Genomic DNA, 20,349 nt, shown 5'->3' on the forward strand with positions numbered 1-20,349 from the left:
GGCGGGCTTCCGCGAATGTCAGTGGTCGGGGTTAGGGTCGCCAGGACATAGAGCCAGACATACGTTCGGGAAGACGGGGGAGGCGGGGATGGATGAGTACGCAAGGGTGCCTGGCGGCGAACGACTGGATCTGCGGGGAATATCTCCGCTCCCGTAGCCAGGAGTTGATCGACGCGACGGTCCAGCATGTGTGGATCACCGCGGTTTCGGTCGTCATAGGGCTGCTGGTGGCATTTCCGCTGGCCCTGCTGGCGCGGAGCAGGCCGTCATTCGCCGGACCGGTGCTGGGGCTGACGACGCTGCTCTACACGATTCCGTCGCTGGCGATGTTCTCGCTGCTGCTGCCGCTCTTCGGGCTCTCCGCCGGTCTGGTGATCACCGGCCTGGTGTTCTATTCACTGACCATCCTCGTGCGGAACATCATCGCGGGGCTCGAATCGGTGCCGGAAGAGGCACGGGAGGCGGCCCGCGGGATGGGGTACGGACCGGGGCGGCTGCTCTGGGAGGTCGAGCTGCCCCTGGCGCTGCCCGCGCTGATGGCGGGCCTGCGCATAGCCACGGTGTCGACGGTCGCGCTGACCACGGTCGGGTCCATCGTCGGCCGGGGCGGGCTCGGCAATCTCATCGAGGACGCGCTGCCGAGTTTCTTCAAGGCGCAGGTGCTGACGGCCTCGGTGCTGTGCGTGCTGCTCGCGGTCGTCGCCGATCTGCTGCTGCTCGGAGTGCAGCGGCTGCTGACTCCCTGGACGCGCGTACGGCCGGCGCGTACGTCCCGCCGTAATGCCGCGCGGAGCGGGCCCGCCGGGGCTGATCCTGCCGGGACCGGTTCTGCCGGGACCGGTCCCGCCGATGCCGTGAAGGCGGTGGGCTGACCATGGGAGTTCTGGGTGAGGCGGTCGGCTGGCTGACGACCGGTGCCAACTGGTCCGGCGACGGCGGGGTGTGGCAGCGGCTGGAGGAGCACATATTCGTCAGCGGGGTCGCGCTCGCGCTGGCGTGTGCGATCGCCCTGCCCACAGCGCTCTTTCTGGGGCACATCGGCAAGGGTGGCGCGCTCGCGATCAATATCTCCAATGTGGGCCGGGCGGTGCCGGTGTTCGCCGTGCTCGCCCTGTTCATGGTCTCGCCGCTGCGCAACTCGGGCTCGGTGCCCACGATCATCGCGCTGGTGCTCTTCGCCGTGCCGCCCCTGCTGACCAACGCCTACGTCGGGATGCGGGAGGTGGACAGCGCGGTCGTGGAGGCCGCCCGGGGGATGGGCATGTCCGGGCGCCAGCTCTTCGTACGGGTGGAGCTGCCCCTCGCGTACCCGCTGATCATGACCGGGCTGCGCTCGGCCTCCGTACAGGTGGTGGCCACCGCCACCATCGCGGCGATGGTGGGACAGGGCGGCCTCGGCCGGATCATCACCGCCGGCTTCAACACGTACAACACCCCGCAGGTGGTCGCGGGTGCGCTTCTCGTCGCGCTGCTCGCGCTGCTCGTCGAAGGCGTGCTGGTGGCGCTGGACCGGGTCATCGACCCGGCACCCTCGCTCGCCGCCCGGCCCTCCCGCACGACCGTGTGACGACCGACCCTTTTGGCTTCTTGGAGATGGTGAACCTCATGAGCAAGACCTCGCGCCTCGCGGGTGCCGTACTGGGAGTGGTGGCCCTGACCACCTCGCTCGCCGCGTGCGGCGGTGACAGCCTGGAGAAGGACAAGAGCGGCTCCGACGGCTCCGGTTCCGGATCCGGCTCGGGGAAGAAGGGCTCGCTCGTCATCGGCGCGGCGGCCTTCACGGAGTCCAAGGTGCTGGCGGAGCTGTACGCCCAGATCCTGGGCGACGCGGGCTACTCCACGTCCGTCACGACGGTGAAGAACCGCGAGCTGTACGAACCGTCCCTGGAGAAGGGCGAGATCGACGTGGTGCCCGAATACGCCGCGACGATCACGGAATTCCTCAACGCCAAGGTGAACGGCGCCAAGGCGGCCGAGGAGAAGCCGCTCGCGTCCAGCGACTCCGCCGCGACGGTCGCCGAGCTGGAGAAGCTCGCCGGGCCGCGCGGACTGAAGGTGCTGCCCGCCGGTCGGGCGGTTGACCAGAATGCCTTCGCGGTGACCAAGGAATTCGCCGAGAAGAACAAGCTGAAGACCCTTTCCGATCTTGGAAAGTCGAAGCTCAAGGTGAAGATCGCGGCCGGCGACGAGTGCGAGGTGCGGCCGTTCTGCGCCCCCGGCCTGAAGAAGACGTACGGCATCGACGTGGCGGGCATCGACCCCAAGGGCGTCGGCACCCCGCAGTCCAAGCAGGCCGTCAAGGACGGTGTGGACCAGGTCGTCCTGACCAGTACCACCGACGGCACGCTCGACAGCTTCGGACTGGTCGTACTCGAAGACGACAAGAAGCTTCAGAACGCCGACAACGTACTGCCCGTGGTCAATGCCAAGGACGCCGGTTCGGCGGAGATAGCCGATGTCCTGGGCAAGCTGACCGACGCGCTGACGACGGACGATCTCGCGCGGTTGAACCTCAAGATCGATGCCGAGCGGGCGAAGCCGGAGGATGTCGCCAAGGAGTACTTGGAGTCCAAAGGTCTGGTCAAGAAATAGCGACCGGACGGCGTCCGCGCGGTAACCGGCTCCAGGCAAAACGGAGTTCTGTAGAGGAAACAGGAGTGGAAGGGGAGGAGGGCCGGGCAACGGGCCGGGAAAGATTGTCCGACCGGCCCCCCATTTCGTCTCCACGCACGGTAAATTTCAGGCCATGCCACGTGGACGCCACCGCCATTCCCCACCCCTCCACAAGCTTCTGCCGCCGACGGCGGTCGCCGGAGCCGCGGTTCTCTGTGCCGCGGGCGCCTGGTTCCTCGCGGAGCCCGTGGTGCTCCGCGGTCTGGTCGCGGTGGCGGCCGCCGCGGCGGTCACCGGCGCGGGCTTCATGCGTGGCTGGGACCGCAGCGCCGGGCGCCGGGTCGCCGAGCTGACGCGCGGGCGGGAGAGCGACGGCTGGAAGGCCGAGGAGCGCCTAGCCGAACTGGAAGCGGACGTCGAGGAGTCGCGCGAACTGCGCCTCAAGCTTGAGGCCAAGCTGCGCGCCAAGCGCATCGAGCTGGCCGGGCTGCGCGGTGAACACGCCGCGCTGCTGCGCCGCTATGCCACCGCGGAGACCGAGCGCGCCACCGCGCTGGAGGGGCGGCGTCAGCTCGCCCTGGAGGCGGCGGCCGATCGCAAGGCGCTGCCCGCCGGGGGAAGCACGCCCACCAAGGCCGCGTATATCAGCGCCGCGCGGGCCCTGGACGAACTGCCGCGCAACGCCGCGGTCCAGCAGGCGAAGCGTACGGTCGAGGCGGCCCGTGCGCGCGATCTCGCCGAACGGGCGACGGAGGCGGGGGAGTCGCGGGGGAAGCACGCGGCGGCCGCCGGGGCCGAGCAGCACAGCCGCCCGTCGTCCGCCCTTCCCGCCACGCGCGTGCCCACGGCGTCCGCGATCGTCCCGTACGCCCCGGCGGGCCGCCCCGTGCGCCGTCCCGAGGGCGGCTTCGACTTCTTCGGTGCGCAGGCCGCCGCGCAGAACGCCCGCGGCGGGCACAAGAAGGCGGACGCGGACGAGACGGAGGAGCCCGCGCCGGCCGCCGAGCTGGCGCGCGTCGAACGCGAGGACCTCGCCGATGTGGTGGGGGAGGAAGCGCTCGCCGAGCGGCGCAGGGCCGAGGAACGCGGGATCGGACAGGTCATCGATCTGACCGCGCACGACGAGACCGAGCCGCTCGAACTGGGAGAGCTGCGCAACGCGGTCAGCGGCTGATCATCAGGGTCGCTGATCAACGGGGTCGCTGATCAGGGGGATCGCCGGGCGCGGGGTGTGCTGGGCGCGGGGGCCGCTGATCGCGAACGGCCGCCCGGCGCCCGCTACTTGTCGATGTCTCCGACGACGAAGAACAGCGAGCCGAGGATCGCCACCATGTCGGCGACCTGCGTCCCGGGCAGCAGCTCCGCCAGCGCCTGGATGTTGTTGAACGAGGCCGAGCGCAGCTTCAGCCGGTACGGCGTCTTCTCACCCTTCGACACCAGGTAGTAGCCGTTGATCCCGAGGGGGTTCTCGGTCCACGCGTACGTATGACCCTCGGGCGCCTTCAGCACCTTGGGCAGCCGCTGGTTGATCGGCCCGGGAGGCAGCTCGGCGATCCGGTCCAGACAGGCGTCCGCCAGGGCCAGCGCGTTGTGCGTCTGCTCCAGCAGGCATTCGAACCGCGCCAGGCAGTCGCCCTCCTCGCGGGTCACGACCGTGAGCGTGTCGCGCAGTTCGCCGTACGCGAGATACGGCTCGTCGCGGCGCAGATCGAAGTCGACCCCCGAGGCGCGGGCGATCGGCCCGGACACCCCGTACGCGTGGACCGCCTCCCGCGACAGCACCCCGACCCCGCGGGTACGGCCCCGGAAGATCTCGTTGCCGAGGACCAGCCGGTCGTACACGTCCATCCGCGAGCGCACCGACGCGATCGCGGCCCTGGCGCGCCCCTGCCAGCCCGCGGGGAGGTCGTCCTTGAGGCCGCCGACCCGGTTGAACATGTAGTGCATCCGGCCGCCGGAGATCTCCTCCATCACGCCCTGGAGCTCCTCGCGTTCCCGGAAGGCGTAGAACACCGGTGTGATACCGCCCAGTTCGAGGGGGTACGAGCCGAGGAACATCAAGTGGTTGAGCACCCGGTTCAGCTCGGCGAGCAGCGTTCTGGTCCATACGGCGCGCTCGGGCACCTCCATGCCGAGCATCCGCTCGACGGCCATCACCACGCCCAGCTCGTTGGAGAACGCCGAGAGCCAGTCGTGGCGGTTGGCGAGGACCAGGACCTGCCGGTAGTCGCGCGCCTCGAAGAGCTTCTCCGCGCCGCGGTGCATATAGCCGATGACCGGCTCCGCCTGCTGGATCACCTCGCCGTCGAGCACGAGGCGGAGCCGGAGCACCCCATGGGTGGAGGGGTGCTGCGGGCCGATGTTGAGCACCATGTCCGTGCTCTCCGCCGCGCCGCCGATACCGACCGTCGTCCGGGTGGTCTCCGTCATGGGCGACAGTCTCTCAGAGCGCCGGACGTGGATCCGGGCCCCGTGCCTCCGCAGCCGGAAAGGCCCCGGAAACCGGGAAGGCCCCCGGAGCCGGGAGGCCGACGGGCTGCATGAGCCACTGGAAGTCCCCCAGGCCGCCCCGGGCCGTCAGCTCCGCCGCCTCCCCGGCCGCCGCGAGGGCCCGTACGTACGCCGCCGGATCGGTGGTGGCGAGGGACAGCGGCGGCCGTTCGCCGCTCACCCCCAGCCGGTGCAGGGCCTCGCGCTGGGCCAGCAGCTCCGCGCCGGGCAGCGCGCAGGCGTCCAGCGCCACATGGGCGGTGAGATCGCTGCCGCCGTCCGGTACGGGAGGCACCTCCCGGCCCGCCCGGAAGCCGGTCAGCGTGCCGAAGGGCGGCCGGGCGTCCCGTAGATGGGCGTAGTCGACCGCGACCGCGAGCCCCCGCTCCAGGGTGGCGACGGCCGCCGCCCACGCCTCGTCGCGCGGCCGGCCGATCTCCGCGCGGGTGCCGGGGCGGACCGGCGCCCACCAGCGGGCGAGCCACTCGGCGTCGGGTCCGTCGACCGGTTCGCCCGGCTCCTCGGAGCCGTCCGGCCGGACGAGGACGTACCGCACGACCCCGTCGGGGCCGGTCTCCGCGATGTCGACGGGGACGTTGTCGAGCCACTCGTTCGCGAAGAGCAGCCCGCTGACCCCGGCCGGAGGCTCCGTACACCACTGGATACGGGGATCCAGCCCGGCGGGGCGCGGCGCGCGTTCGACGGCGTACGGCCGTACCGCGAGCCCGTCCGGGACCGCGGCCAGGATTCCGGAAAGCAGCTCGCCGCGGCCCGCGCCGATGTCGACGAGCGCCACCTCGTCCATGTCCAGCCGCTCGGCGGTCCGGGCCAGCAGCCGGGCGACGGCGGCGGCGAAGAGCGGGGAGGCGTGGACCGACGTACGGAAGTGCCTGGCCGGTCCCTCGGGGCGCAGATAGAAGCCCCCCGGGCCGTACAGCGCGCGCTCCGCGGCCGTACGCCACCGGAGCGGTCCGGCGCCGCACCGGCTGTCCGTCGCCCCTCGCGCTGTACCCGGTGTCCCGCGCGACTTACACGTCTCATCCGTCACGGCGTCAAGTCTCCACCTTGGGGAGTACGCTTCCGCCGACCGGATCGGCCCTCCGGCTGACCCTTCCACCTTGTCCGCCTCACTACGCTGGGTTACGTGCAGCGCTTTTACGACTTTCTCCGTGGACACCCGACGGGCGTCGACAGCTTCTGGGCTGTCCTGCTCTTCGGGCTTTCCCTGTTGTGGGTGGTCCAGGAGAACCAGGGCGTGGTGGCCATCCCGCTGGTCCTGCTGCTGAGTGTCTCCGTCGCGCTGCGCCGCCGCGCGTCCGAGAAGGTGCTGCTGCTCATGCTGGGCCTGGGCCTCGCCCAGCTCGCCCTGGACGTGCGGCCCAACGCGGCCGACTTCGCGATGCTGGTGATCATCTACACCGTCGCCGCGCAGGGCGGGCCGCGCTGGGCCTCGCGGCTCGCGCTGATCGGCGGACTGCTCGCCGCCCCCTTGGCGCAGGTGCGCTGGCCCGATGAGAGCGTCGGCGGCCCCATGAGTCAGGTTGGCGTCGCCATCGTCATCAGCGTGCCGTTCGCCCTCGCCTGGGTGCTGGGCGACTCCGTCCGTACCCGCCGCGCCTACTTCGACCAGCTGGAGGAGCGCGCCACCCGGCTGGAGAAGGAGCGCGAGGCGCAGGCCAAGGTGGCGGTCGCCGCCGAGCGGGCCAGGATCGCCCGTGAGCTGCACGATGTCGTCGCGCACAATGTCTCGGTGATGGTGGTCCAGGCGGACGGCGCCGCCTATGTGCTGGACGCCGCGCCCGACCAGGCCAAGCAGGCCCTGGAGACCATTTCGAGCACCGGCAGACAGGCGCTCGCCGAGATGCGCAGGCTGCTGGGCGTGCTGCGGACCGGTGACGCCAAGGAGAGCGGCGAGTACGTGCCGCAGCCCGATGTCGGACAGATCGAGGAACTGGTCGAGAACGTACGGGGCGCCGGTCTGACCGTGGACTTCCGGATCGAGGGCACCCCGCGCCCGCTGCCCAGCGGGGTGGAGCTGACCGCGTACCGCATCGTGCAGGAGGCCCTCACCAACAGCCGCAAGCACGGCGGACCCGATGTGGGCGCCAGCGTGCGTCTGGTCTACTTCGACGACGGGCTCGGACTGCTCGTCGAGGACGACGGGCGGGGCGCGGCCCACGAGATGTACGAGGACGGCGGGGCCGACGGGCGCGGTCATGGGCTCATCGGCATGCGGGAGCGGGTCGGTATGGTCGGCGGCACACTGGATGCCGGGCCGCGACCCGGCGGCGGCTTCCGGATCAGCGCGCTGCTGCCGCTGAAACCCGCGCACTGAAGCACGCGGAGGCGTATCGGCAGCCGCCCGGCCGCCGCCTCTACCGGCCCCTGCTCCTCCCCTATTCACCGTCTACTCCCCTACTCCCCTACTCCCCTACTCACCGTTCCCTCTCCGCCGCCGCCGCCCCGACCGGCCGCCGCTCCCTCCTACCGGACAAGGACCCGCAGATGTCGATCCGCGTCATGCTCGTCGACGATCAGGTGCTGCTGCGCACCGGATTCCGTATGGTGCTGGCCGCGCAGCCCGACATGGAGGTCGTCGCGGAGGCCGGGGACGGCGCGGAGGCGATCGAGAATCTCCGCTCCACCGCCGTCGACGTCGTCCTGATGGACGTCCGTATGCCCCGGCTGGACGGCGTCGAGGCGACCCGCCGGATCTGCGCGGAGCCCGGCGCTCCGAAGGTGCTCATCCTGACCACCTTCGACCTGGACGAGTACGCGTTCTCCGGGCTCAAGGCCGGGGCGAGCGGATTCATGCTGAAGGATGTGCCGCCGGGCGAGCTGCTCAGCGCGATCCGCTCGGTGCACAGCGGTGACGCCGTCGTCGCCCCGTCCACCACACGGCGGCTGCTGGACCGCTTCTCGCCGATGCTGCCCAGCGCGGGCAAGCCGCGGCACAAGGAGCTGGACCGGCTGACCGACCGGGAGCGCGAGGTCATGCTGCTGGTCGCGCAGGGGCTGTCGAACGGGGAGATCGCCGGCCGGCTCGTGCTCTCCGAGGCGACCGTGAAGACGCATGTCGGCCGGATACTCACCAAGCTCGGACTGCGCGACCGCGTGCAGGTGGTCGTCCTCGCCTACGAGACGGGACTGGTGCGGGCCGGAGGCGGCGGGGCCGTCTGAGCCGCGTGCTCCTGGGGATCAACGGCCCCTCCTGGGCGGCAGGACCCGGACCGCGTACGAACTCCGTCGGCGGCTGCCGGGCAGCGTCGTCCGCGACCCCGACATGTAGCGAGGACCCCCGGCCGCCCCGCCCGCTCACGGCTTCCCGGGGCCGGTGTGCCGTCAGCGCAGCACCCCCTCCAGGAAGTCGCTCCCGAGCCGGGCCACCACGGCGACATCCAGCTGACGCAGCACATAGCGTCCGCGTCGCTGGGTCGTCAGCAGCCCCGCCTTCCGCAGCACCGCGAGATGCCGGGAGACCTCGGGCGCGGTGATCCCGTACGTATCCGCCAGCTCGCTCGTCGAGTACGAGCCGCGGGCCAGGCTCCGGCACAGCCGCATCCGCATGGGGTGCGCGACCGCCTCCAGACGCAGCTTGACCGTGTCGACGGGCGTGGCGTCCGTCAGCTCCCGCGTGGAGACCGGGTATTGCACGACCGGCTGCCAGCCGGGCGTGCTCAGCGCCAGCAGATGGGGCCAGCCGAAGGCGGTCGGCAGGAACGTCAGCCTGTGTCCCGCGGCTCCCGTCGCGGCCGTACGGCCATGGGTCAGCTTGTCCACCACGATCCTCGTACGGAGCCCGTCCTCCTCCAGCGTGACGGCGGGGGAGACGGCGGCGACGGCCTCCGCGAGACCCTTGCGGCGCAGCGTCTCCGTCTTGTGCCGGGCGTCGGCGGCGAGCTGGACACGGACGCGCCGCCAGGTGTCCGCGAAGAACGCCTCCTCGCAGTCTTCGAGCAGCCGCCGTATCCAGGCCCTGACCCCGGGCGGATCCGCCAGCATCTGCCGTACGAACGCGGCTTGGCGTGGACCACGGGCCGCCGCCAGCTCCAGGGCGCGCTGCCGCACGCCCGCGTCGACGAGCGGTGAGGGCAGACCCTCGCCGTACTGGCTGGCACAGGAGATCTCCAGCGCCGCCGCCACATACGTCTCGTCGTCCATCAGATCGAGGTCGTCCAGCTCCTCGGCGAGCGTCTCCCGGGGCGTGGCGGGCAGCAGGATGTCGGCGCGGGTCGACCGCCACAGGAAGTCCGCTTCGTGCAGCCGGTCGGCCAGCTCGGGCTTGAGCCCGGCGGAGGTGGTGGTGATCCAGCCGTGCAGCCGGGCGTGGTGGGCGGGCTCGGAGAGTGCGTGCAGAGCGGCACCAAGCTCCGCCAGCGGGGACGGGCCGAAGGCGATCCGCTCCGGGGGCAGGCCGGTGATGTCGATGAACACGCTCATGAGGACATGGTGCACGCTGCCACTGACAACCGGTCCGCCGACCGGGCGTCAGCTCGGCTACCCGGCGCCCGGCGCTCCGGATTCTCAGAACGCTCCGGGCTTTCCGTAGAGCCCGGCGGGGCGCCCCTCCGCGCCGTACCAGCTCGGAGGGGCGCTCTTCAGGACCCGGTAGGCCCCCTCCCCGCGACATCCCTCAGGACTGCGCCTCCAGCACGCGGGTCACGAACTCCTCGACCGCCGCCCGTACCTCCTCCGCCGTCCACTCCAGCCCCGGCTCCGCCACCGTGACTTCAGTGAAGGAGAGACCACGAACGGCGGCCGCCGGGGCCGACCAGACCCGGAACAGCGCCGTCTTCGTCTCTTCCGCCTGCCGCACCGCCGCCTCGTTCAGCACGTCCGGGGTGTACGGCAGCCACACCTGGAACTGATGGGTGTGCGGCGGCTCCGGGTGTACGCGGAACCACGGGACGGCGGACGCCGCGAAGCCCTCGGCCAGCGCCGCGGCCACCACGCGCGCGTGCTCCACGTACGAGGGCAGCTTGGGCAGTTCGCGCTCCAGGCCCATGAGGGCCGCCAGCGCCGCCGGGTACTGCTGGAAGACCTGGCCCCCATAGCGGTGCCGCCAGACCCGCGCCTCCTCCACCAGCTCCGGGGGACCGGCGAGCACGGCGCCCGACAGCCCGTTGAGCGACTTGTAGAAGGACACGTACACGCTGTCCGCGAGGCTCGCGATCTCGGCCGGCGGGCGCCCGAAGTGCGGGGCGCATTCCCACAGCCGCGCGCCGTCGACATGCACCACCGCGTCCCGCTCACGCGCCGCGTCCACGGTCGCCACCAGCTCGTCCCAGGACGGCAGGACGAACCCCGCGTCGCGCAGCGGCAGTTCCAGCATCAGCGTGCCGAACGGCTCGGCCAGGTCCCGGATCTCCCCGGCGGTCGGCAGCCGCGGCTCCTTGGTCGGATGGACCGTACGCAGCCCGCTGACCACCGACAGCGCACCGGCCTCGTGCACCTCGGGGTGGGCGAGCGGATGCAGCGCCACCGTGCTGTTGCCCGTACGCCCCGCCCAGCAGCGCAGCGCAACTTGCTGCGCCATCGTGCCCGTCGGGAAGAAGGCCGCGGCCGGGAAGCCGAGCAGCGCGGCCACCCGCCGCTCCAGCTCCGCGACGATCCCGTCGCCGTACAGGTCCGGCTGTTCGTCCATGTCGTACACGGACCCCGCGTCCGCGGCCAGGGCGGTCAGCCGTTCGCCCATCGGCCGGTCCATCGGCGCACGGACCATCACGCGCTCCGACGCCCGCCATGCGGCGAGCCTGCGCCGCCGCGCGGCCTGTGCGGTCTTCTCGCCGTCCTGCTCGGCCTCATGGACCCCGTCAACCCCATCGACCCCATCGGTCCGATCGACCCGATCGGCTCCACCGGCCTGCTCACTCGTCTTTCCCATGGACCGATCATTGCCCACGCGCGGCGCCCTGCCCACAGCCTGTGGACAGTCAAGTGGCGGAGCGCGACGCTGGCGTAGCATGGCGAGAAATCGTCCGGTACCCACCGCGGACTGGAACGGAAGGCCCCACCGCGTGAACCCATCAGCACAGGAACCCTTCGACCCCCGGGACCGCCCCGCGCGGCTCACGGTCGGCGTCGTCGGAGCGGGCCGTGTCGGCCCCGCCCTGGCCGCGTCCCTGCGGCTCGCCGGACACCGTCCGGTCGCCGTCTCGGGCGTATCGGACGCCTCGGTACGGAGGGCGGCCGCGCTGCTGCCCGACGTCCCGATCGTTACCCCCGCCGACGTCCTCGCGCGCGCCGACCTGGTGCTGCTGACCGTTCCCGACGACGCCCTGCCCGGACTGGTCGACGGCCTCGCCGAGACCGGCGCCGTACGGCCTGGACAACTGCTCGTGCACACGTCGGGGCGGTACGGCGCGAAGGTGCTCGACCCGGCCCTGCGCGCCGGCGCCCTGCCGCTCGCCCTCCACCCCGTGATGACCTTCACCGGCACCTCGGTGGACGTCCAGCGGCTGGCCGGCTGCTCCTTCGGCGTCACCGCTCCCGAGGAGCTGCGACTCGCCGCCGAGGCGCTGGTCATCGAGATGGGCGGTGAGCCCGAGTGGATCGCGGAGGAGTCCCGTCCGCTCTACCACGCGGCCCTGGCGCTGGGCGCGAACCACCTGGTCACGTTGGTCGCCCAGTCGATGGAGCTGCTGCGCACCGCCGGGGTCGAGGCGCCCGACCGGATGCTCGGCCCGCTGCTCGGCGCCGCCCTGGACAACGCGCTGCGCTCCGGGGACGCCGCCCTCACCGGACCCGTCGCGCGCGGGGACGCGGGCACGGTCGCCGCGCATGTCGCCGAGTTGCGCGCGCACGCGCCCGGCGCCGTGGCCGGGTACCTCGCGATGGCGCGTACGACCGCCGACCGGGCGCTGGCGCACGGTCTGCTCAAGCCCGAGCTCGCGGAGGACCTCCTCGACGTCCTCGCCGGCGGCGCCACCCCCGGAGATGCCCGCGGGGACGGCGTCGGAGGCACCCGATGACCACGCGTACGCATCCTGACGCGCATCCCGAAGATGACCGCGCACGCGCATCCTGGAGACGTGGAGACCATCCGATGAGCTTCGAACTCGCCCCCACGCGCGCGGACCTCGACCGCCTCCTGGAGAGGCGCGCGGCCCCCGGGCGTATCGCGGTGGTGATGACCATGGGCGCGCTCCACGACGGGCACGCGAGCCTCGTACGGGCCGCCCGCGCCCATGCCGGACCCGACGGGTTCGTCGTGGTCACCGTCTTCGTCAACCCGCTCCAGTTCGGCGCCGGCGAGGACCTGGAGCGCTACCCCCGCACGCTCGAAGCCGATCTGAAGACCGCGGCGGAGGCGGGCGCCGACGCCGTCTTCGCGCCGTCCGCCGACGAGGTCTACCCCGGCGGAGCCCCCCAGGTCACGGTCACGGCGGGCCCCATGGGCGCGCGCCTCGAAGGCGCCTCGCGCCCCGGACACTTCGACGGGATGCTGACCGTCGTCGCCAAGCTGCTCCACCTCACCCGGGCCGATGCCGCCTTCTTCGGTCAGAAGGACGCCCAGCAGCTCGCCCTGGTCCGCCGGATGACCCGCGATCTGAACTTCCCGGCCGAGATCGTCGGCGTACCGACGGTCCGTTCCGACGACGGTCTCGCGCTGTCCAGCCGGAACCGCTATCTGTCCGTCCCCGAGCGCCGCACCGCCCTCGCGCTGTCCCGGGCCCTGTTCGCCGCCCACGACCGGCTCGGCGCCCAGCAGGCCCTGCGCGCCCGCGCCGAGTACGCGCCCACGCCCGGCGCGCGGGCCGCCGGGCTCTCCGCCCTCGGCGAGGCCCGGCTCGCGGCCGACGCCCACGCGGTGGCCGCCGCCGGCAGCGCGGGAGAGAACTGGAACGGGGCCGACGGCGTACGGGCGGCGGCCCGCGCCGTCCTCGACCAGGCGGCCAGGTCCGTACCGCCGCTGACCCTCGACTATCTCGCCCTTGTCGACCCCGCCGACTTCACTGAGGTCCCCGACGACCACACCGGCGAGGCGGTCCTCGCCGTCGCCGCGCGCGTCGGTGCCACGCGGCTGATCGACAACATCCCACTGACCTTCGGAGCCTCCCAATGACCGGAACCGGTATACGGCTGACCGCCCCCGCTCCCGGCTGGGCCATCGACGCCGACGTCGTCGTGGTCGGCTCCGGCGTCGCCGGTCTCACCGCGGCCCTGCGCTGCACCGCCGCCGGGCTCCGTACGGTCGTCGTCACCAAGGCCCGCCTCGACGACGGCTCCACGCGCTGGGCGCAGGGCGGCATCGCCGCGGCGCTGGGCGAGGGCGACACCCCCGAACAGCATCTGGCGGACACCCTCGTCGCGGGCGCGGGCCTGTGCGACGAGGAGGCGGTCCGCACCCTCGTCACCGAGGGCCCCGCGGCCGTACGGCGGCTGATCGGCACCGGCGCGCACTTCGACACCTCCGCGACCGGCGAGCTCCAGCTCACCCGCGAGGGCGGTCACCACCGCCGCCGTATCGCCCACGCGGGCGGCGACGCGACCGGCGCCGAGATCTCCCGCGCCCTGGTCGAAGCGGTCCGCGACGCGGCGCTCCGTACGGTTGAGAACGCGCTGGTCCTGGACCTGCTGACGGACGAGCACGGCCGTGCGTCGGGCGTCACCCTGCATGTGATGGGCGAGGGCCAGCACGACGGGGTCGGCGCGGTCCGAGCCCCCGCGGTGATCCTGGCCACCGGCGGCATGGGCCAGGTCTTCTCGGCGACGACCAACCCAGCCGTCTCCACGGGCGACGGGGTGGCGCTGGCGCTGCGGGCGGGCGCGGAGGTCTCCGACCTGGAGTTCGTGCAGTTCCACCCGACGGTGCTCTTCCTCGGCAGCGGCGCCGAGGGCCAGCAGCCGCTGGTCTCCGAGGCGGTACGGGGCGAGGGAGCCCATCTCGTCGACGCCGACGGCGTCCGGTTCATGCTCGGACAGCACGAACTGGCGGAGCTGGCCCCGCGCGACATCGTCGCCAAGGCGATCACGCGCAGGATGCGGGAGCAGGGCACCGAGCACATGTATCTGGACGCCACGCACTTCGGCGCCGCGATGTGGGAAACCCGTTTCCCCACCATCCTGGCGGCCTGCCGGGCGCACGGCATCGACCCCGTCACGGAACCGATCCCGGTGGCGCCGGCCGCCCACTACGCGTCGGGCGGAGTCCGTACGGACCTGCGCGGGCGGACGACCGTCCCGGGGCTGTACGCGTGCGGCGAGGTCGCCTGCACGGGCGTCCACGGCGCCAACCGGCTGGCCTCCAACTCCCTCCTGGAGGGCCTGGTCTTCGCGGAACGCATAGCGGCGGACATCGCGGCGGACCCGGCGGCGAACCCCACACCGGGCAGCGTGGCGGACGGCACGGCCGCGCCGCGCCCCGCGGCGGCGACGTCCGGGCCCACCGCCCTCCCGGCCGGACCGGCCGGCACCGTCCTGCTGCCGCTCATCGCCCCCGAGGCCCGCGCCGGAATCCAGCGGATCATGTCCGAGGGCGCGGGCGTGCTCAGATCCGCCGGAAGCCTGGGCACCGCCGCGGCGGCCCTGGAGACCGTGTACGAGCAGGCTCAGGACCAGGACGGCCCCGGCCACGGAAAGCCCGCCGTCCCCGGCGTCGAATCCTGGGAGACGTCGAATCTGCTCTGTGTCGCCCGGGTCCTGGTCGCCGCGGGCCTGGAGCGCGAGGAGACCCGTGGCTCCCACTGGCGCGAGGACCGCCCCGAGCGCGACGACACCGACTGGGCCCGCCATCTCGTGATCACCCTGACGCCCGACCGCCGGCCGGTACTGCACCGCACGGCTACGGCCGCGTTCCCGCCCGTGGACCCCGGCCCCGTGTCCACCGCCGCGGCGTCCAGCTCGTCATTCCCCACCGCGCCCAGCCCCGCTTTTCCCACCGCGCCCAGCCCCGCTTTTCCCACCGCGCCCAGCCCCGCAACCCCACCCCCCGCCGACGCCCCCAGGGAGCCGTAACCGTGAGCACGCCCCAAGACAGTCCGCGCCCCGAGCCCGTGGACGTACCGCTCATCCAGATCGGCGCCCCGGCCGCGACGCCCACCGCCCAGGGCGGCTGCGGCGACGGCTGCGGCTGCTCCGCCGACGCGGACGGCTACGGACCCGACGACCTGGAGTGCGGCCTCGACCCCGCTCTCGCGGAGCTGCTCGCCGACGCGGGCCTGGACCCCGTCCAGGTCGAGGACATCGCGCATGTCGCCGTCGCCGAGGACCTCGACCACGGCGTGGACGTGACGAGCGTCGCGACCGTCGCCGAGGACGCCGTCGCCACCGGCGACTTCACCGCCCGCGAGAGCGGTACGGTCGCGGGCCTGCACATCGCCGAGGCCGTGCTCTCCCTCGTCTGCACCGAGGAGTTCGCCGTCGAGCGCCATGCCGCCGACAGCGACCGCGTCGAGGCCGGCCAGAAGCTGCTGAGCGTCACCACCCGCACCCGCGACCTGCTCACCGCCGAGCGCAGCGCGCTCAACCTGCTGTGCCGGCTCTCCGGTATCGCGACGGCCACGCGCGCGTGGGCCGACGTACTCGAAGGCACCGGCACCAAGGTCCGCGACACCCGCAAGACCACCCCCGGGCTGCGCGCCCTGGAGAAGTACGCGGTGCGCTGCGGCGGCGGGGTCAACCACCGGATGTCGCTCTCCGACGCGGCCCTGGTGAAGGACAACCACGTCGTCGCGGCGGGCGGGGTCGCCGAGGCGTTCAAGGCCGTACGGGACCGGTTCCCCGACGTACCGATCGAGGTCGAGGTCGACACCCTCCACCAGGTCCGCGAAGTCCTGGACGCGGGCGCCGATCTGATCCTGCTGGACAACTTCACCCCCGCCGAGACCGCGGAGGCCGTGGGCATCGTCGCGGGCCGCGCGGTCCTGGAGTCCTCGGGCCGGCTCGTCCTCGGCAACGCGCGCGCCTACGCGGAGACGGGCGTCGACTTCCTCGCGGTCGGCGCGCTCACCCACTCCTCCCCGATCCTCGACATCGGCCTCGACCTGCGAGAGGCCGGAGCCTGATGCTGCTCACCATCGACGTCGGCAACACCCATACCGTCCTCGGCCTGTTCGACGGCGAGGAGATCGTCGAGCACTGGCGCATCTCCACCGACGCCCGCCGCACCGCCGACGAACTCGCCGTGCTCCTCCAGGGACTGATGGGGATGCACCCGCTGCTCGGCGACGAGCTGGGCGACGGCATCGAGGGGATCGCGATCTGCTCGACGGTCCCGTCCGTCCTGCACGAACTGCGCGAGGTGACCCGCCGCTACTACGGCGACGTTCCCGCCGTCCTCGTGGAGCCCGGCATCAAGACGGGCGTGCCGATCCTGATGGACAACCCCAAGGAGGTCGGCGCCGACCGCATCATCAACGCGGTCGCGGCGGTCGAGCTGTACGGCGGCCCGGCGATCGTCGTCGACTTCGGTACGGCGACGACCTTCGACGCGGTCAGCGCGCGCGGCGAGTACGCGGGCGGTGTCATCGCCCCCGGCATCGAGATCTCGGTCGAGGCGCTCGGTGTCAAGGGCGCCCAACTGCGCAAGATCGAGTTGGCCCGGCCGCGGAGCGTGATCGGCAAGAACACGGTCGAGGCGATGCAGGCGGGCATCCTGTACGGCTTCGCCGGCCAGGTCGACGGGGTGGTGGCGCGGATGGCGCGTGAGCTGGCCGAGGACCCCGAGGAGGTCACGGTGATCGCGACCGGTGGCCTCGCCCCCATGGTGCTGGGCGAGTCGTCCGTGATCGACGAGCACGAGCCCTGGCTCACCCTGATCGGCCTGCGCCTGGTGTACGAGCGCAACGTCTCGCGTATGTGAGCACCCGGACGCCGGACGCCGGACGACACCCGGAGGCACCCGGCAGGGGCGGTGAACGGCGCGGGCGGGGAGCACCGTCGTACCCCGTTCGCCGGTCCCTCGTTCGTCCGTCCCTCGTTCGGCGGGCGGGCCGCGCCAGAAGAGGGGCGTTAAGCGGATTTTGTCCCTTTGGCGCGTAGTGTCGCCGCATGCCCACGCCATACGGATCCCGCGGCGGCATGGCCTTCGGTGCCGACGAGCTGAGTGTGCTCCGACGTGCCCTCGCCGTTGCCCTCCATCCCGCCCCGCTCCCGAACGAGGACGTCCGGGCCTGCCTGGCCCTCGCCGAGTCCGTGGACGAGGCCGTGCGCGAGGCCGGACGCCTGCGGGCCTTCCTCCAGGCCGACCTCGCGAGGTACCGGGAAGCTCTTCCCGGGTCTCTCACGGGTTATCTGGAGCTTCTCCAGGACGCCCTGGCGGCCGGCTACCGCCCCCGGCCCGACGATCTCGCGGCGCTGCGCGCCCTGCGCGGCAATCCGGTCGCGGCGGCCCTGCTCGACCGCTGCCGGCGGCTCGCGGACAGGTCGGTGCGCGCCGTACTGGCCGGTGTCCCCGCCGCCACGGCCCCCGCGCCCCGCACGCGCCTGCTCGCGCTCCCCGGCGGACGCGCCGCCGACGAACCGGCCCAGGAGCCCCGCGAGCCCCGCAAGCCGCGAGAGCCCCGCGAGCCCCGCCGGCCCGGCCGGCCGGAGCGCCCCGAGAAGGACCGCCCGATGCCCAAGCCGTCCGAGGTCTTCCCCCCGCGCCGCCGACCCACGCCCCCGCCGGAGGAGCGCGCCGCCGGATAGCTACTCTGGACGGCATGGACTACGTATCCGCGCTCCTGCCTCCCGTGGTGATGGCCGCCTTCTTCATCGGCCTGGTCGTGACGATCGTCAAGAGTCAGGGCGGTCCCAACAAGTCCAAGGAGGACGCCGCCGTCGACGCGGCGATGGCCCGCGCGGAGGCCGCCCGGCAGCAGGGTGGTACCCCGGGTCCGCACGGCGTCTGAGGTGCGCGACAGCGCCTGAGGCGCTGTGCACTCAACATATGACCGGGACGTACGACTGATTCCAGTCGTACGTCCTTTTTGTTACGTCAATAACCGGCGATTCGGACATCTCGCACTATGGTGGCGCTGTGCCCCGACAATTGGGAGACCTGGAAGACGCCGTCATGACACGCGTCTGGCAATGGAACCGTCCGGTCACCGTCCGGGAAGTCCTCGAAGACCTTCAGCAGGAGCGGTCCATCGCCTACACCACTGTCATGACCGTAATGGACAATCTCCATCAGAAGGGCTGGGTGCGCAGGGAAGTCGACGGCCGCGCCTATCGATATACGGCGGTCTCCACCCGCGCCGCCTACGCCGCGGCCCTGATGAACGAAGCCTGGTCGAAGAGCGACAACCCCGCCGCCGCGCTTGTCGCCTTCTTCGGCATGATGTCGCCCGAGCAGCGCCGGTCGCTGGAGGACGCGGTCGCCCTGGTGCGCCGGGACGCTTCCGAAGAAGCCGATACGGAAGCGATCAGTACGGAAACGGAAGCGGTCAGTAACGAAGGCGCCGCTGTGCAAGACCGGGAAGAACCGGAAGAGCGGGAAGAGCCGGAAGCGTCCGAAGAGCCGGACGAGGGCGCCGACGCCGGGCGTGAGTCGGGGCGATAGCGTCCAGTCATGCCGCGAGCCGTTCCGCTTCCCAATGCCGAAGCAAATGCCCTCACCGTCAGACGGGCCAGGACCAGGGATGTACCGGCGGTCCGCCGTCTCGTGGGCCCTTACGTGAGCGAAGGCATCCTGCTCGACAAAGCGCCGGTGACGCTTTACGAGGACATCCAGGAGTTCTGGGTCGCGGAACGCGACGAGGACGCGAGTGTCATCGGCTGCGGTGCCTTGCATGTGATGTGGGAAGACCTCGCCGAAGTACGCACACTCGCCGTGGATCCCGCCGTCAGGGGCACCGGCGCCGGGCATCAACTACTGGACAAGCTGCTGGAGACCGCCCGCTGGCTCGGAGTGCGGCGCGTATTCTGTCTCACCTTCGAAGTCGAGTTCTTCGCGAAGCGCGGCTTCGTGGAGATCGGCGAGACGCCGGTCGACGGAGATGTGTACAGAGAGCTGCTGCGTTCCTATGACGAGGGTGTTGCGGAGTTCCTCGGTCTCGAACGGGTGAAGCCGAACACCTTGGGCAACAGCCGGATGCTTCTGCACCTGTGACCGCCGGGAAGACACCAGACCCTATGTCCGAATCGCGCACGTTTCCCGTGTTCTCGCGGGACTGAACCTCTGCCGGGGGTTTGTGTTTTCCTGAGAAAAGCGGTTTCCTTTCCGCGTACTGCATTTTTCGATGAAAGGAAATCCGGTGGCACAGAAGGTTCAGGTCCTTCTTGTCGATGACCTCGACGGCGGCGAGGCGGACGAGACGGTGACGTTCGCTCTGGACGGCAAGACCTACGAGATTGACCTCACGACCGCCAATGCGGACAAGCTGCGGGGTCTGCTCGATCCGTACACCAAGGGTGGCCGGCGTACCGGCGGTCGTGCCGCGGGGAGCCGTGGCAAGGGCCGTGTCGCCGCGGGCGGTAACAAGGACACCGCGGAAATCCGCAAGTGGGCGAAGGAGAACGGCTACAGCGTCAACGACCGCGGCCGTGTTCCCGCTGAGATCCGCGAAGCCTACGAGAAGGCCAACGGCTGAGTTCTCGTACGAAGAGTATTTCCGCGCAGCAAACGGGCCCGGTGGCACTCCGTCGCCGCCGCGTCCACGAGTCGTACGAGATCGGGGGCACCCCCACCGCTGCCCCCGTCACCGCCGCCGTACCCGAACGGTGCGAGCGCCGGCAGCGTCGGCTCCACCTCGCGTCCGGGCTCGGGGGGCCGCAGCCAGACGGCGGCCCCCACCGCGGCGGCAGCCGTGGCGCACCACCACCGGGGCGGTACGGGAGCCGGCATCCGTCCGTCCGCGCCGAGCGCGGTCAGGCCCAGGGCGATCCCGCCCCACTCCAGCCAGTCGAGCAGCCCCGGCACCTCGTCGGCGCTCCCCGCGGCCACCAGAAACGCCATCCGCTCCCCGTGGAGCGCCACCGGCCCCGTCGCGCCGGTCCGCCGCAACACGGCGTCCCCCGCGTCCGCGGGCAGCTCCAGTACGTCGAAGCGGAGCCCGGTGAGCAGCTGGAGCGGCGGCCCCGCGACGGTCGCCCAGCCCAGCCCTTTCTCGTACCACCGCGCGAACGACCGCGCGTCGTGCGCGGGGTCGGGCCGCTGCGCGCGGCCCCCTTCGAGCGGGGTGCGGGGGAGCGGGACGGTGGAGGACATACCCGGGGCAACTCCCCAACCCCGCCCGGAGTTACGCTGGGTTCGGCTTCGATTGCGGAGAGTTCCCAACTCGGGGGCGCGCGGGCGCGTTCGGGAGTGCAAGGGTGTTCGCC

Annotated in this window: 21 protein-coding genes; 16 read left to right on the forward strand and 5 right to left on the reverse strand. The window is 72.0% G+C overall.

Going from position 1 to position 20,349, the window contains the following annotated elements:
* The first annotated feature begins 92 nt into the window (after positions 1-92).
* The 4 genes from ACIRQP_RS04270 (at position 93) to ACIRQP_RS04285 (ending at position 3,787) form a co-directional block, all read left to right on the forward strand.
* Positions 93-872: an ABC transporter permease gene (locus ACIRQP_RS04270; protein ID WP_403883114.1), complete on the forward strand. Its 780-nt coding sequence runs from the start codon at positions 93-95 to the stop codon at positions 870-872.
* 2 nt (positions 873-874) lie between these two features.
* On the forward strand, positions 875-1,567 hold the full coding sequence (locus ACIRQP_RS04275) for an ABC transporter permease (RefSeq protein WP_403883117.1): 693 nt from the start codon (positions 875-877) through the stop codon (positions 1,565-1,567).
* A 38-nt stretch (positions 1,568-1,605) separates the two neighbouring features.
* Positions 1,606-2,592 carry an ABC transporter substrate-binding protein gene (locus ACIRQP_RS04280; RefSeq protein ID WP_403883120.1) on the forward strand — a complete coding sequence of 329 codons (987 nt, stop codon included), beginning with the start codon at positions 1,606-1,608 and terminating at the stop codon, positions 2,590-2,592.
* 154 nt (positions 2,593-2,746) lie between these two features.
* Positions 2,747-3,787, forward strand: coding sequence for a hypothetical protein (locus ACIRQP_RS04285; protein WP_403883123.1), 1,041 nt, complete (start codon positions 2,747-2,749; stop codon positions 3,785-3,787).
* A gap of 104 nt (positions 3,788-3,891) precedes the next feature.
* On the opposite strand, the gene ACIRQP_RS04290 is transcribed toward ACIRQP_RS04285, so the two are convergent.
* Positions 3,892-5,043 (reverse strand): NADH-quinone oxidoreductase subunit D, encoded by a 1,152-nt coding sequence (locus ACIRQP_RS04290; RefSeq protein WP_403883126.1) that lies wholly within the window; start codon positions 5,041-5,043, stop codon positions 3,892-3,894.
* 13 nt (positions 5,044-5,056) lie between these two features.
* Positions 5,057-6,040 carry an SAM-dependent methyltransferase gene (locus tag ACIRQP_RS04295; protein WP_403883310.1) on the reverse strand — a complete coding sequence of 328 codons (984 nt, stop codon included), beginning with the start codon at positions 6,038-6,040 and terminating at the stop codon, positions 5,057-5,059.
* 207 nt (positions 6,041-6,247) lie between these two features.
* Between ACIRQP_RS04295 and ACIRQP_RS04300 the strand changes: the two genes are divergently transcribed.
* Both ACIRQP_RS04300 and ACIRQP_RS04305 read left to right on the forward strand, forming a co-directional pair.
* Complete coding sequence (locus tag ACIRQP_RS04300) at positions 6,248-7,438, forward strand: sensor histidine kinase (RefSeq protein WP_403883129.1); 1,191 nt, start codon at positions 6,248-6,250, stop codon at positions 7,436-7,438.
* 170 nt (positions 7,439-7,608) lie between these two features.
* A complete protein-coding gene (locus tag ACIRQP_RS04305; protein WP_403883132.1) occupies positions 7,609-8,283 on the forward strand; it encodes a response regulator in 675 nt (224 codons plus the stop codon).
* A 162-nt stretch (positions 8,284-8,445) separates the two neighbouring features.
* On the opposite strand, the gene ACIRQP_RS04310 is transcribed toward ACIRQP_RS04305, so the two are convergent.
* Positions 8,446-9,543, reverse strand: a complete 1,098-nt coding sequence (locus ACIRQP_RS04310; RefSeq protein WP_403883135.1) for a DUF5937 family protein — start codon at positions 9,541-9,543, stop codon at positions 8,446-8,448.
* Positions 9,544-9,736: 193 nt separating this feature from the next.
* Entirely contained in the window at positions 9,737-10,987 is a 1,251-nt protein-coding gene (locus ACIRQP_RS04315) for a threonine aldolase family protein (protein WP_403883138.1), read from the reverse strand.
* A gap of 79 nt (positions 10,988-11,066) precedes the next feature.
* On the opposite strand from ACIRQP_RS04315, the gene ACIRQP_RS04320 reads away from it, so the two are divergent.
* The 10 genes from ACIRQP_RS04320 (at position 11,067) to ACIRQP_RS04365 (ending at position 19,619) form a co-directional block, all read left to right on the forward strand.
* Positions 11,067-12,074, forward strand: a complete 1,008-nt coding sequence (locus ACIRQP_RS04320) for a Rossmann-like and DUF2520 domain-containing protein (RefSeq protein ID WP_403883141.1) — start codon at positions 11,067-11,069, stop codon at positions 12,072-12,074.
* A gap of 74 nt (positions 12,075-12,148) precedes the next feature.
* Positions 12,149-13,168, forward strand: coding sequence for a pantoate--beta-alanine ligase (gene panC / locus ACIRQP_RS04325; RefSeq protein WP_403883144.1), 1,020 nt, complete (start codon positions 12,149-12,151; stop codon positions 13,166-13,168).
* Entirely contained in the window at positions 13,165-15,060 is a 1,896-nt protein-coding gene (locus tag ACIRQP_RS04330; protein ID WP_403883148.1) for an L-aspartate oxidase, read from the forward strand. The genes panC and ACIRQP_RS04330 overlap by 4 nt, the downstream gene beginning before the upstream one ends.
* Before the next feature lie 2 nt (positions 15,061-15,062).
* On the forward strand, positions 15,063-16,109 hold the full coding sequence (nadC, locus tag ACIRQP_RS04335; RefSeq protein WP_403883151.1) for a carboxylating nicotinate-nucleotide diphosphorylase: 1,047 nt from the start codon (positions 15,063-15,065) through the stop codon (positions 16,107-16,109).
* Entirely contained in the window at positions 16,109-16,906 is a 798-nt protein-coding gene (locus ACIRQP_RS04340) for a type III pantothenate kinase (RefSeq protein ID WP_403883154.1), read from the forward strand. The genes nadC and ACIRQP_RS04340 overlap by 1 nt, the downstream gene beginning before the upstream one ends.
* A 218-nt stretch (positions 16,907-17,124) precedes the next feature.
* Entirely contained in the window at positions 17,125-17,733 is a 609-nt protein-coding gene (locus ACIRQP_RS04345; protein ID WP_403883314.1) for a hypothetical protein, read from the forward strand.
* 14 nt (positions 17,734-17,747) lie between these two features.
* Positions 17,748-17,936: a hypothetical protein gene (locus tag ACIRQP_RS04350; protein ID WP_403883157.1), complete on the forward strand. Its 189-nt coding sequence runs from the start codon at positions 17,748-17,750 to the stop codon at positions 17,934-17,936.
* Between the two features lie 128 nt (positions 17,937-18,064).
* Positions 18,065-18,589 (forward strand): BlaI/MecI/CopY family transcriptional regulator, encoded by a 525-nt coding sequence (locus tag ACIRQP_RS04355; protein WP_403883160.1) that lies wholly within the window; start codon positions 18,065-18,067, stop codon positions 18,587-18,589.
* A 9-nt stretch (positions 18,590-18,598) separates the two neighbouring features.
* The gene (locus ACIRQP_RS04360; protein WP_403883164.1) at positions 18,599-19,138 is read left to right on the forward strand and encodes an amino-acid N-acetyltransferase; all 540 of its coding nucleotides are present in this window, start codon (positions 18,599-18,601) and stop codon (positions 19,136-19,138) included.
* A 145-nt stretch (positions 19,139-19,283) separates the two neighbouring features.
* Positions 19,284-19,619, forward strand: a complete 336-nt coding sequence (locus ACIRQP_RS04365) for an Lsr2 family protein (RefSeq protein ID WP_030354444.1) — start codon at positions 19,284-19,286, stop codon at positions 19,617-19,619.
* Here the strand turns inward: ACIRQP_RS04365 and ACIRQP_RS04370 are convergent.
* On the reverse strand, positions 19,598-20,236 hold the full coding sequence (locus ACIRQP_RS04370; protein ID WP_403883167.1) for an SCO3374 family protein: 639 nt from the start codon (positions 20,234-20,236) through the stop codon (positions 19,598-19,600). The two genes, ACIRQP_RS04365 and ACIRQP_RS04370, sit on opposite strands and share 22 nt — an antisense overlap.
* Positions 20,237-20,349 lie beyond the last annotated feature (113 nt).

It is taken from the genome of Streptomyces sp. NPDC102274 (assembly GCF_044766385.1).
Lineage (GTDB): Bacteria > Actinomycetota > Actinomycetes > Streptomycetales > Streptomycetaceae > Streptomyces.

What these genes read in the sequence shown, in the direction of transcription:
- panC (WP_403883144.1), top strand. Translation starts at nt 12,149, where the DNA reads ATGAGCTTCGAACTCGCCCCCACGCGCGCGGACCTCGACCGCCTCCTG.
- ACIRQP_RS04315 (WP_403883138.1), bottom strand. Translation starts at nt 10,987, where the DNA reads ATGGGAAAGACGAGTGAGCAGGCCGGTGGAGCCGATCGGGTCGATCGG.
- ACIRQP_RS04360 (WP_403883164.1), top strand. Translation starts at nt 18,599, where the DNA reads ATGCCGCGAGCCGTTCCGCTTCCCAATGCCGAAGCAAATGCCCTCACC.
- ACIRQP_RS04350 (WP_403883157.1), top strand. Translation starts at nt 17,748, where the DNA reads ATGGACTACGTATCCGCGCTCCTGCCTCCCGTGGTGATGGCCGCCTTC.
- ACIRQP_RS04280 (WP_403883120.1), top strand. Translation starts at nt 1,606, where the DNA reads ATGAGCAAGACCTCGCGCCTCGCGGGTGCCGTACTGGGAGTGGTGGCC.
- ACIRQP_RS04340 (WP_403883154.1), top strand. Translation starts at nt 16,109, where the DNA reads ATGCTGCTCACCATCGACGTCGGCAACACCCATACCGTCCTCGGCCTG.
- ACIRQP_RS04330 (WP_403883148.1), top strand. Translation starts at nt 13,165, where the DNA reads ATGACCGGAACCGGTATACGGCTGACCGCCCCCGCTCCCGGCTGGGCC.
- ACIRQP_RS04270 (WP_403883114.1), top strand. Translation starts at nt 93, where the DNA reads ATGAGTACGCAAGGGTGCCTGGCGGCGAACGACTGGATCTGCGGGGAA.
- ACIRQP_RS04370 (WP_403883167.1), bottom strand. Translation starts at nt 20,236, where the DNA reads ATGTCCTCCACCGTCCCGCTCCCCCGCACCCCGCTCGAAGGGGGCCGC.
- ACIRQP_RS04275 (WP_403883117.1), top strand. Translation starts at nt 875, where the DNA reads ATGGGAGTTCTGGGTGAGGCGGTCGGCTGGCTGACGACCGGTGCCAAC.
- ACIRQP_RS04285 (WP_403883123.1), top strand. Translation starts at nt 2,747, where the DNA reads ATGCCACGTGGACGCCACCGCCATTCCCCACCCCTCCACAAGCTTCTG.
- ACIRQP_RS04290 (WP_403883126.1), bottom strand. Translation starts at nt 5,043, where the DNA reads ATGACGGAGACCACCCGGACGACGGTCGGTATCGGCGGCGCGGCGGAG.
- ACIRQP_RS04305 (WP_403883132.1), top strand. Translation starts at nt 7,609, where the DNA reads ATGTCGATCCGCGTCATGCTCGTCGACGATCAGGTGCTGCTGCGCACC.
- ACIRQP_RS04310 (WP_403883135.1), bottom strand. Translation starts at nt 9,543, where the DNA reads ATGAGCGTGTTCATCGACATCACCGGCCTGCCCCCGGAGCGGATCGCC.
- ACIRQP_RS04345 (WP_403883314.1), top strand. Translation starts at nt 17,125, where the DNA reads ATGGCCTTCGGTGCCGACGAGCTGAGTGTGCTCCGACGTGCCCTCGCC.
- ACIRQP_RS04320 (WP_403883141.1), top strand. Translation starts at nt 11,067, where the DNA reads ATGGCGAGAAATCGTCCGGTACCCACCGCGGACTGGAACGGAAGGCCC.